Below are 12437 nucleotides of genomic sequence, written 5' to 3'. Positions count from 1 at the left end.
CCGCACCCGCAGCTTCGGTAGTGTGTTTAGCCCCGGTACATCGTCGGCGCAGAAACTCTTGACTAGTGAGCTGTTACGCACTCTTTAAAGGATGGCTGCCTCTAAGCCAACCTCCTAGTTGTTGAAGAATTTCCACCTCCTTTGATTGCACTTAACACCCCTTCGTCCGTCCGAAGACGAACTCCAGGTCCCGTCAAAGACGGGAACATTTAGGGACCTTAGATTGCGGTCTGGGCTTATCCCCTCGCGAACATGGAGCTTAGCCCCCACGTTCTGACTCCCGTAGAATTAACGCGCGGCATTCGGAGTTTGATTGGACTTCCGAAGTAAAAACTCCAAGAAGTCCATCCAGTGCTCTACCTCCGCGCGTCTTACTACGAGGCTAGTCCTAAAACTATTTCGGAGAGAACCAGCTATTACCGGGCTCGATTAGCTTTTCACTTCTACCCACAGGTCATCCGAGGGCATTACACGACCCACCAGTTCGGACCTCCAGCCGTCTTTCGACGGCCTTCATCCTGCCCATGGGTAGCTCGCTCCGGCTTCGGGTCTTATCCACGCTACGAACTCACTTCAAAAAGTTAATCACCCCGCCGAAGCGGGACGCTCAACTCTTTGAGAGTGAGTAACGCCCTATTAAGACTTGGTTTCCCTGCATCTCCCCCACTTTAGTGGGTTAGATAAGCAGCGTAGATAAACTCGTTGGCTCATTTTGCAAAAGGCACGCCGTGGACCTGCACGCCTTACGGCGCGCTAGGTCTCCGACTCCTTGTAGACGCATGGTTTCAGGTACTATTTCACCGCCCTCACCGGGCTGCTTTTAACCTTTCCCTCACGGTACTTGTTCACTATCGGTGAGCATATGTATTTAGTCTTGGCCCGTAGTCAGGCCGGATTCAGACGGGGCTGTCGTTCCCCGCCCTACTCAGGAACAAGAATAAAAAGGTTGGCTGAATTTTCGCGTACGGGGCTATTACCCTCTTTGGCCGTCCTTTCCAGGAGCGTTCTGCTAACACGCCAATTTGTAACCTTCCTCTAATTAAATAGATACTCTTGCCCTACAACCCCCCCCTTTAAACAAGTAAACTTATTTAAAGAAAGGTTTGGACTATTCCCTGTTCGCTCGCCGCTACTGGGGGAATGATAAGTACTTCTGTTTTTTATAGTGACTGAATTTTGGGGCCCAGCCGGACGGAAGTCCGGCTGGGTCTGGGAAAGAAGTGGGGATTCGAACCCCCAAGTGGCGCGAGGGTTACCGGATGCTCGTAGGCCTGCGGCATGCGGCATTTGCGCCGTAGAGACAATGTCCCACAGCGCTCCTCTTGCTCTCTTCTTTGCCCAAAATTCAGTCACCACAAAATTCAAAAGTACTCAAACTTTTTCTTTTCCTCCGCTTACTGAAATGTTTTACTTCAGCGGGTGCGCTCACTGCCGAAATTAATCGGCAGCGTATACCGAGATGAATCGGTATGGGTTTCCCCAGTCGGAAATCCCCGGATCAAAGTCTGCTACGCGACTCCCCGAGGCTTATCGCAGCTACGCCACGTCCTTCATCGCCATATGCTCCCAAGGCATCCACCATGCGCCCTTATAACCGCGGAACCATGAAAGAATTCCAGCGCGAAGCGCTGAACATTCATGTTCCATGAATTTGTGTACTTAGGCATTCTACATTTTATTTGGTGACTTACATTTGTATCCTCATACCCGAAGACGAATAGACCTTCAAGAAGGGTATGAGAATGGCCTAAAGTTACTTAAACAGCCTTCAACCTCGGCTCCAACTTTAGAGTTGTCAGCCGGTCGCTAGTCGTTAGCAATTACCGTAAAATTAAGCTCGATTTTCAAGTTACTTTTTCGTTGAAGTCAGACGTGGAGTAGCTCTGCGGACTCGCCCACGTCTGTTCTCAACACATTTTTAGATAAATCAGGCTCATCTCGAGCAACCAAAAACCGCTCCGGGAGCGGCTTTTTTGCTTAATGACGCCAAAAAAGGCGTGTGTCAGCTGCCGCTTCCTTTGTTTAATTCGTGTTTGGGTTTTAACATAGTTCGCATTCGCACTCTCCATTATATAGAATCGAATTGGGGTGTCAACCCCCACACTAATTCTCGGCAGATGGGGGTAAAAAACGCTGTTAGTAGAAATAATTATGCGCGGGATATATATTTAGGAAATACTCGGTCATTACCATGCCACTTTGTGGCATGAGCCGAGAATTAGTCGTGGGGGTCAAGCCCGCTCTCCTCCTTTAATATTTCTATGGAAGCGGGCGCAGTCCCGAGCGCACCGCGTGGGCAAACTCCGATCCTCCCTTAATATCCCGTATGCATTTTCCCTACCCAATATGCTTCTTCAGTTTCTGGAGAACTTCTCCCGCTACATCTTTGCCGGCAATGCCGAAAGCAATGCCACCGGCAAGCGCTACCATCGCCACGAATCCCGTAACCACGATATTAATAATGTCCGTCGCGACTCCGAGCTGTTGAACGGCGGCCAAAACTCCGAAAATCAGCACCGCCCATTTTGTGAGCCCCCCGAGCGTTGCGCCTCCTTTAAGATTTGCAGTCTCCACTGCGGCATGCACCAGCTTCTCAAAAAATCCGGCAAGCAAAAGCACGGCGATGAGAATAATCGCCGCTACGATGAGATTGGGAACATAAAGCAGTATCTGCTGCAAAAATGCGGTCACTCCTTCCAGCTGCAAAATGTTAGCGGAGGTAAGAAGAAATATCACCACAAAGACCCAGCGGAAAAGTCCGCCAAGGAATGCCGAAGAATCGAGTTGCAATCCCGCGCGTGAGAGCCCTTCTTGAATCCCAAGCCTGCCAAGCCCCTCATCGAGCTTAAGGCTTTTGCAAATACCATAGATGATCTTGCCTACCGCAATGGCGATGGCCCATCCAATGATGAATACGATAATAGCTCCCAGAATACGCGGTACGGCGGAGAAAAAGTCAACCCATACGCTTTGGAACGATGTCGTCACGACATCAAGACTGTTTGTGAACTCCATAGAATTATAGACACGACTAATGATTAAACGACATTAAAGAGTATAGAATAGCGGATTTACATTGTAAACCCCGCATATGGTGGACCTGGGGAGAATCGTCCCGCATCAGAACGCCCGTTCTGTGCGGGATTGCTGTTTGTTTCCAATCGCTACGCTCTTGGACAAACAGGGAAAACTCCCATTCCTGGGCAACTCCTACTAATTGGAAACACTGTAGTTGCCCGCGAAAAGCAAAATTGTTTGCTTTTCGCCCCCGCGTTTCCAGATAAATCGGGATTCCGGTTTCTTCTGATTCAAAGAGTGGAAACCGGGACAAACGGGTGCTCTTCCGGGGCAGTCGATGTTTTAATATTTCAAAATGGGCAAGTGGACCGGATGGGGCTTGAACCCACAACCTCCCGCGTGCAAGGCGGGTGCTCTATCCTGAGTAGTCGATACTAAATAGATTAGGGCGAGCCAGTGGACCTGGGGAGAATCGAACTCCCATGTCCCGCGTGCAAGGCGGGTGCTCTACCACTAAGCTACAGGCCCGCCCTAATCTATTAAATTGAACTATCCGCTGATGCTCTACCAGAGCATCAGCCCAATTGAGCTACCGGCCCATTTTGAAATATGAATAGTTGAACTGCCCGCGAATCCTCTCCCAGAGGATTCGCCCACTAAGCTACAGGCCCGCCCCAATAAATCAAATTTTCATTGAACTACCCGTGAAACGTCCACCGGATATTTTACCCACTAAGTTACAGGCGCCTGCTCCGATATATTAAAATTTAAACTATCCACCAAGATTATCGCCCATATCCCATGTCTTTCAGTAATTCTTCAAATAACATGGTCGAACGAACTTCACCGCGTTTTTTCGTAGCTTCAATAGATTCGTCGAATCTATTGAATAGGGAGGTGAGCGCTTCTTTGCACCCTGCCGAAAGGCCGGAGACCTCTTTTTCAAACAATGCCTTTCTTCCGGACGCGAACGCCGGCTGGAACTTGGACCAGCCTATCATCCGTTTGCGGAAGTATTCCTTCTGGGCATCGGTTAATGCTCCCGGATCATGCGCCGCATCAAGAATATCAAGATTCTCTTCCCGGAACAGGGCGTCGCCTTCCGCCGAAAATGCCTCCGGCCCGTCCATGCCCGCCGTCCCCAGATCGGCAAGAGCCAGTGCCCGTGTCACGATCGATGAAGTTTCATTCAAATTCGGCTGGAACACGCCCTTTTTAGGATCAAAATCCGGAACGGTGCCCATAATGGCTTCCCGGACAATACTCATGTCTTCTTGCGAAAAAACTTCGTACCCCGTTTTTTTTTGGTTCACTTCCTCCATATAAGATACCGCGTCGTCTGCGCTTGCCTGCTCGTTCTCGATCCTAGAACGCTTGCGCATGCGCTTTGTGAAATCTCCCTCGACCGTCGACTCTTCGGCCCATTTCTGTCTAGTATCGTGGCGGCCTCCTGCAAAGCGTCCGAGCGTGATGTCGCGCTCGCGAACCGCGAACGGCTCTATTTTTCTCATGCTCCGCAGAATGGTTTCGACTCTTGTTACCACGCTCCGGGTATGGGCGGTATTATGGAACGGCAGATTATCTTTCTCTTCCGGGAATCGCTCAAATTGCTTTTCGATCATATCCAGCGCCTGCGCGATGCCGGTATCCGCATACTGTTGTAGCGGCTCGGCAAACTCGGCACGAGATTCACGTCCTTCTGATATCATAAATTAAAATGGATGATTAGTGCGCGAAAGTTGTGTTTTTTTTCTTGGCGCGCAACATGCCTTTGTTACGCTTGCCATACTTCAAAGAATTTTGGTTCTCTGATGAAATCTTTCGGGAGTCCCTACGTCAAGCCAACGATCACGGTGCACGTAAGCTCTTAGCATGCCCCGGCGCGCAAGACGCGGGAAACAATCTTTCTCGATAGAGAATTTCTCCGGAAAATGCTCGAAAATTCCCGGGAAGAGCACATAAAATCCCTCATTCACATAAGCAAGTTCCTCGCCTCCGCGTTTTTCATAAAAGCCGGCGATGCGATCTCCAAAAAGCTCCACTCCTCCGAAATCTTTTGCCGGAGCCGCAACAAGCGAGAGCGTGTGCTGGCGCGCCTGCAGCGCTTTTGCGATAAGTGCCGAAAAGTCAATTTGCGTAATAATGTCGCCATTGCATACTACAATCGGCTCCCGCAAACCCTGCGCGGCAAACTTGATCGCTCCTCCCGTACCCAAGGGCTCTTTTTCATATATGCACATAACGCCGCTTCCAAATTTTCTTGCGTACGCCTTCACTTCATCTGCTTTGTAATGCAGTGTGACGCGGATATCATGGATGCCCGCAAGACGCAATAATGACACCTGATGCTCAAGCACCGTTGTGCCTCCGCCGATATCAATAAGGCACTTGGGCTCCTCATACAGGCCGCGGAGCCTTGTACCGAAGCCTCCTGCAAGTATAACCGCTTTCATATCACGAATTTACAGATATAACACGAATTTACAGATTCGCGAATAAATCATTCCTTGCTACCAGAATTTATAATCCGATGTGGGGTAAGTGCCGGAGAACGGAAATTCACCAACACACCAAGTTTAATGCCACTACATTTGAGATATCGTAAAACCTGATCATAATCACCGCGAAGTAGTCGCAATCTAGATTTTAGCTCTATAAGAATCTTTTTATCTATGACGAAGTCGGCAATATTAGACCGAGCCGGCAGATCAGGATGCTCGATAACATATTCGCGCTGGTAGGATAGCCCGGAACTCTTTAATAGATTTTCGAAGAAATCACCATATTGCTTCTCCCTGGCAAATCTACCTAAAGTATTGTGAGTCGTGAAAAGTAACCCATTCACTGTATATGAAAGCTCCCCATACAAGAATTTCTCATTTATCTCCATATATTCGTGAATTCGCGTTATTCGCGTAATATTCGCATCATTCGTGATTCTCTTTAAACAAGAAACTTAGCAATAAGCAACGCAACAATATTCACTATTTTTATCATGGGGTTGATGGCGGGCCCCGCAGTATCTTTATAGGGATCTCCCACCGTATCTCCCGTCACCGCGGCCTTATGCGCGTCCGAACCTTTGCCGCCATGCGCTCCTCCTTCAATATATTTTTTCGCGTTATCCCATGCCGCTCCCCCCGAAGTCATGGATAGCGCCACAAAAAGCCCTGAAACGAGGGAGCCGACCAAAAGCCCGCCAAGAGCCTTTGGTCCGAATCCGAACCCTACAACCAAGGGCGCTACGACCGGGAGCAGTGAAGGAATTATCATCTCGCGTATGGCAGATTTTGTCACAATATCAACCGCAGCGGCATAATCGGGCTTCCCTTCGCCGGACATGATGCCTTTGATCTCACGAAATTGCCTGCGAACTTCCTCAACTATGGCGCCTCCGGCTTTTCCCACGGCACGCATGGCGATTGAAGCGAACAGATACGGAAGCATCGCGCCCACAAGCAGCCCCGCAAGAACCCTTACATCCGAAAGTTCAAAAACTACGCTTTGGCCAAGACCCTCAAGCTCCTGGGTATAGGCCGAGAAAAGCACGAGTGCCGCAAGGCCCGCCGAAGCTATCGCATAAGCTTTTGTTACTGCCTTGGTAGTATTTCCCACCGCATCCAGAGGATCCGTAATATCACGGACTTCTTTGGGAAGTTCCGCCATTTCGGCAATGCCGCCCGCGTTGTCCGTAATAGGACCAAAAGCATCTATCGCCACAATAATTCCCGTCAGCGATAGCATGGACATCGCGGCGAGCGCAACTCCGTAAAGTCCCACCGCCCAGTACGAAACAAGAACACCACCCACGATGAGCAGGACCGGCAAGGCCGTTGCTTCCATGGACATGGCCAGGCCCGTGATGATGTTCGTGCCGTGCCCCGTCCGGCTTGACTCCGCGATGGCGCGAACGGGACGAAAATCCTTTGAGGTATAATACTCCGTAATGACCATCATGCCCGCTGTCACAACAATGCCCGTAGCAAGGGCCGTGAATATTGCTTGAGCACTAGCACCGGCCCACAAAGCATTTTTTGCAAGCATCCAAAAGGACGCAAGCGCCAGCACCGATGCGACGCCGAGGCCGATGTAAAGCGCTTTCATAATGCCCGTCCCCTTAAGTCTCACGAACATTGAACCGATTATGGAAGCGATAATGGCATATCCTCCTATATATAATGGGAACATGATGGCGGCCGGAGTTCCGGTAAAAAGAAGTCCGCCCAGTATCATTGCCGCGATGGTGGTTACGCCGTATGTTTCAAAAAGATCAGCGGCCATACCGGCGCAATCTCCGACGTTATCTCCCACATTATCCGCAATGACCGCAGGATTTCGAGGGTCGTCTTCCGGTATTCCAGCTTCAACTTTTCCCACAAGGTCCGCTCCCACATCCGCCCCCTTGGTAAAGATGCCCCCGCCAAGACGGGCAAATACCGATATCAAGCTTCCTCCAAAACCAAGCCCGATGAGTGCCGCAAGATCCCGGGTAAACCAGTAAAAAACGGTGACCGAAAGAAGCGCCAGGCCAACGACAAAAAATCCAGTGACGGCGCCGCCTTTATATCCCAGCATAAAGGCCTTTTGCATCCCCGTCTTTGCGGCCTCGGCAACACGAACGTTCGCCCGCACAGAAATATGCATGCCTATGTATCCAGCGGCCGCCGATGCCAATGCTCCTACGGCAAAACCGAGCGCGGTATTCAATCCCAAGAAAATTCCAAGGATACCGAATAACGGTATGGCGACCACGGCAACCGTGCGATACTGCCGGTTAAGGTAGGCGCGGGCACCTTCCTGGATGGCCCGGGCTATTTCCCGCATTTTGGCATCTCCGGCAGGCTGCTTCAAAACGTATCCGATGAGATAGGTCCCGTAGCCGAGAGCCAGAATGCTTGAAATAAGAGGAAAAGCGAAAGAAGATAGAGTAATCATAGGGAGATTTCCACCACAAACTTTTAATTTTTACAAATCGTATGGTATACTAAAAAGCAGTTTTGAGCAATACGCTCATGTATACGACAAAATCCCCGCATGGGGAGAGAACGGTGCTATTCGATACTTCAGTCAGTGCCCTATACCTGAAGTATTGACCAAAACGTCTCTCTCCCCGTGCGGGGATTTTGCGTCTTCTATAATATAAAAGAATGTCGCTGTCTCTCCCTCTTCACTAAGCCTGTTTCTGGGCACCAGTGCCCCTGAATACCCAGAAACAGGCTTAGTTCAGTATTCCTAACCTTCGGCTCCCACACATGGGCACTGCAGTGCCCCTGACAATGCCCATGTGAGGAAATCGAATTAGAACGTCGGTGTTGCGATGTAAATAACCGTGGTCTTATAGACCCCTGCGGCCTGTGTCTGCGGCACGGATATGCGGTAATCAATCTGGTGTTTTATCGTTGTAAGTATCGTACTCGTTGCGGTCTCATCCCCGACTGGATCGCCATTGGAATTTTGGTCGCCATGTGTGAAGCCCGCGTATGCTTTCGGGTTGGTGAACCTGTCGGGAAGGCCAGGGGTGGCAAGGGCGGCATCATCCGTGGAATAACCAAATCCGCACAGACCGTTTGATATGCAATTTCCGGCCCAGGCGGTGGGCGCCGCGTTCGACGCCGGCCAGTCCGCAATAGTGTAAGCGGAAAGGTTCACATGCGTCATGCGGCTGGTCGCCCATGCGCGAACGACGTAGCCCGATCCGGCGTTGGTGGATATGGTTGCGGTAGTGCTCGTCACAGCCGTAAAGTTGTTGGTGGCATCCAGCGTTCCAAAGGTCACCGTCGAGTCGTCAATCGAGAACGTAAGCTCTTCATTGACGTGAATGCGGGGATAGACCGTATAGCCGCCATTGAGCGGATATGCGGTGCCGCTCACGGACTGGACGACACGGAAACAATATTCTCCCCCGCCTCTTGCACGGTTGTTTTCCACCACAAAGTCATACTCCACCTGCTGACCTGAAGAAACCGCCTTGGGGTTTGCGGGGGTTGAAGAGGAAGTGTCCAAAGTCTCCTCGTAAGTACCCGTCACATCCGAGTCGGAAAGCTGAAGATCGGTAACCGATAGCGTGTAGTTGTCCGCAATACCGCCATTGTCGTGCCCGCGCCATGCCGCAGTGGTAGAAGCGGAATCTCCAATGTTAGCCCAGTTCCCCGCAGGAATTGCAGAACAGCTTGAAGCAGTGTCTCCTCCCGAGAAGCCTTCCTTACCAACCCTTGCTACCTGCAATCTGAAGGATGTTGCCGACGCATCAAGATTCGTTCCCGAAACGTCAATGTTCACGCGAATCCTTACGGATGTTCCGGTAATGGGCGGGGTGCCGGTTGAGCCAATCCATTCATTTTCAACAAGCGTGCCACCGACGGGCCACGGGTTGGTGGTGGTGGCAGTGTCCGTATTCTCGAAGAAGCGGAAGCGATTCTGCGTAAGCGTGGTATTTACCGCTCCTTCCGGCGGCAGACACTCTCCGAAACTTCCAAAGGTAACGCACACGGTATCCGTCCGCAGAGTGATAGGCGAAGAAGAAGTGACCATGGATTGCTGGAGAACGCGCAGTACGATAGTAGAAGTTGCGGTGGGATCTACGCCGTTTTGGTGGCGGGTGAAGTAGCGCGAGGTGGAAGCGGCTTCCGCAATCGGATAAGTGTTGTCTATGGCTACGGTAAGACGTACATCGGTATCCACGCTAAATGATGCCGCAGTCGCAGTAGCAATTGTTTTCCAGCCGGTGGTTGAGGTTGCCGTAACATTATAGTCGTATATCTGCAGAACAACCGAAGTTGCGGATGTGGAAGATTGTCCTTCCCATTGCACGGTGAACTTTTCGGCAACAGCTCCCGCGGGGTTTTTTATTTTGAAAAGCGTTGTTGCGTAGGCGGGCATGCTCGCCGTCCCGGGACCTGCAGTTACCGATGAGAAGATGTTGTCGCTAGTTGCGGTTCCTGCATAATCCTTTTCGTCAAAGAACAGCAGGTTGTCGTGGTTCTTTGCGAGGTCCGGATCAAAGCGAGCGAAGCGGATGTTCCCGAATGAACCAAAAAGATACATGGCGTGGTTGAAAGGGTCGTAGATAAGTTTGTTAATATCATCGGAGCTCCAGAATGAAGAAATTTTCGACGTCAGGCCCGTGGCAACTCTGGACGCGGGGTCAAACTTGGCAAATTCGCCATTCTGCGCAACGAGATACACCACGTGGTTGAAAGAATCATAGCCAATATCGTAGACGGGATCATTTCCCCAGAAAGCGGAAATCTTTGAAGAGTGGTCTATCGCAGTGTTCGTAGCGGGGTCATACTGTGCGAATCTTTCCGCAATGGTGGTATACGATCCGCCGCCGACAAACACAAGATGATTAAGTGTATCGTAGGTTAGAGCATAGACCGGGTGATTCCCCCAGAATCCAGAGAGGCTCGAAGAGATATCCGTTGCGACATCCGTGGCAGGGTCATACTTCGCGAATCGGCGTGCGGAATTGTTCGTTCCTCCGCCAATATAAATGACGTGTTGAAAAGAGTCATAGGTCATGATGCCCATGCTTTGGGAGCCCCAGAAAGAGAACCTCGAGGTGAGATTAGTCACGGCGTCCGAAGCAGGATCGTATCTGGCGAATTTCCCGGTGTCTGAACCAAGAAGATACACGGTATGATTGAACGGTTCATAGAACGCTCGGATGGTCTCCGTACCCCAGAACGAGGAAATCTTCGAAGTGAGGTCTATGGCGGTATTAGTTGCAGGATCGTATCTGGCGAATTTCCCGAGAAGCCCCGTGAGATACACCGTGCGGCTCAAAAAGTCATAGGCAAGATATAAGCCATCAGTCGTACCCCAGAACGAGGAGATCCTTCCGGAAAGATCTGTTGCGGTATCCGTGGCGGGGTCATACCGTGCAAACTCCCCATTGTAGCCAAGAAGGTACACCATTCGGTTGAAGGAGTCATATGCGAGGCCCTTTCCGTCACTGGTTCCTCCCCAGAAGGATAACTTGCTGACTTTATTTATGGCCAGGTCATCGGTTGTCTTCTGCACCCCCTTGGAGAAGCGTATAGCGTTTAGGGTATAGGGTAGAATTTCTGCTTTGGCATACACTTGGTAGATATCGAGCGGTGCTAGGGTATGGACGGTTGTGGCAAGAGTGGCGTTGTAGGAGATGCCTTGATCCGTCTCGCTCACTAATCTGAAACAGATGGTGCTGGAAGCCATCGTGTCTCCGAAGTGGACGGGGAAGACAAGCTCGGTATACGAGTCGGCAAGCAGTGAAACACCCGTAGCAGTCCTTGGGGAGTTGTCGTTGAAGAAGCCATTGGTGAATACGGCATCGGTGACAAGGTCTCTCTTGAATGGGGCAGGGAGCCGGGAGAGGGATACGGAGTCTGCCAAGTCACCCGAGTTTGCAAGAGAGTAGTTGATGCTTGTTGGGGAGGTGGAGGTAGGTACGTTGGGGATGTTGGGATACGCGCCATCTCCTATATCCATCCAGAGGGTGGTGGATGCTGAAGGGATGATGCTGCAATCAAGGTTTACGGCTCCTACGGATGTGACAGAGTACTGAAGCTTAAGCACTTTGTTAAGCATTGCCGTGGTCCCGGTGTTTGCAACCTGGATGCGCAGGTTCAGGCGCTCGCCTCGGCGGACACCCAGTAGGGTGGACGACGGGCTCGACGCGGGTCCGGTGGTGACGGAGTTTGTGTCCGGCGTATTCCCATCGTCATTTTCCCAAAGCACTGCGGTCTGGACAAGTCTGGGTTGGTCATAGCTTGTGGTAAATCCGTCCGTACGCAGGGTGATGGGTCCGGGTATCTCGTTCCCTATGGTCTGATGCTCCTGTATTACCCTCAGCGTCAACGTAGTTGTCGCTATCGGGTCGACACCATTCTGGTGTCGGGTGAAGTACCTGGTAGTAGTCCCTGCGTTGTTGACCGGGAAGTTCTCGGTGATGGTGCCGGTTAAGGTGAAGTTGGCGTTGATGCTGGTGGCAGAACGGAATGCAATCGTCTTCCAGGCGGTGGTGCTTGTTGCGGTTCCTTCGATGACGTTATGGTCATATACCTGCAGATACACGGGTTGAACGGTGGTGGTGGTCTGACCCGTCCAGGTGATAGTGATTCTGTTTCCGGGTACGGGGTCGGAGGTCTTGATCTTAAAGAGGAAGGACGGATAACTTGTTGCACTTGTGCTGAGTGAAGTCACGGAGGCGAACTGGTTGTCGCCGACGGACTGAACCGAAGCATAGTCCTTCTCGTCGAAGAACAGGAGGTTGTCGGTGTTCTTGGAGAGGGAGGGGTCGAATTTGGCGAATAGGCATGGCGACCCGCAGCCCATGAACAACGCGTGTCCGACAGGATCAAAAGCGAGCGGGCTAACGGTGCTGAAAGATACCCCGCGGAAAGGATATATATTTGTTAGGTTCGTAAAAGAATCCGCGG

Annotated in this window: 5 protein-coding genes, 1 tRNA gene and 1 rRNA gene; all 7 read right to left on the bottom strand. The window is 51.2% G+C overall.

Going from position 1 to position 12437, the window contains the following annotated elements; genetic code table 11:
• Nucleotides 1-1602 (bottom strand): 23S ribosomal RNA (locus Q7S09_02290); the annotation flags it as partial.
• A gap of 735 nt (nucleotides 1603-2337) precedes the next feature.
• The gene (locus Q7S09_02285) at nucleotides 2338-3015 is read right to left on the bottom strand and encodes a hypothetical protein (protein ID MDO8558001.1); all 678 of its coding nucleotides are present in this window, start codon (nucleotides 3013-3015) and stop codon (nucleotides 2338-2340) included.
• A gap of 460 nt (nucleotides 3016-3475) precedes the next feature.
• A tRNA-Ala gene (locus tag Q7S09_02280) sits at nucleotides 3476-3546 on the bottom strand.
• Between the two features lie 257 nt (nucleotides 3547-3803).
• The gene (locus Q7S09_02275; protein MDO8558000.1) at nucleotides 3804-4727 is read right to left on the bottom strand and encodes a hypothetical protein; all 924 of its coding nucleotides are present in this window, start codon (nucleotides 4725-4727) and stop codon (nucleotides 3804-3806) included.
• Between the two features lie 81 nt (nucleotides 4728-4808).
• A complete protein-coding gene (locus Q7S09_02270) occupies nucleotides 4809-5471 on the bottom strand; it encodes a sugar phosphate nucleotidyltransferase (GenBank protein MDO8557999.1) in 663 nt (220 codons plus the stop codon).
• Between the two features lie 490 nt (nucleotides 5472-5961).
• Complete coding sequence (locus tag Q7S09_02265; protein ID MDO8557998.1) at nucleotides 5962-7953, bottom strand: sodium-translocating pyrophosphatase; 1992 nt, start codon at nucleotides 7951-7953, stop codon at nucleotides 5962-5964.
• Nucleotides 7954-8316: 363 nt separating this feature from the next.
• Nucleotides 8317-12333 carry a hypothetical protein gene (locus Q7S09_02260; GenBank protein MDO8557997.1) on the bottom strand — a complete coding sequence of 1339 codons (4017 nt, stop codon included), beginning with the start codon at nucleotides 12331-12333 and terminating at the stop codon, nucleotides 8317-8319.
• Nucleotides 12334-12437 lie beyond the last annotated feature (104 nt).

Source organism: bacterium, from assembly GCA_030649025.1.
Lineage (GTDB): Bacteria > Patescibacteriota > Minisyncoccia > JAUYLV01 > JAUYLV01 > JAUSGO01.
This window is presented reverse-complemented; position numbering and strand designations above follow the sequence as displayed.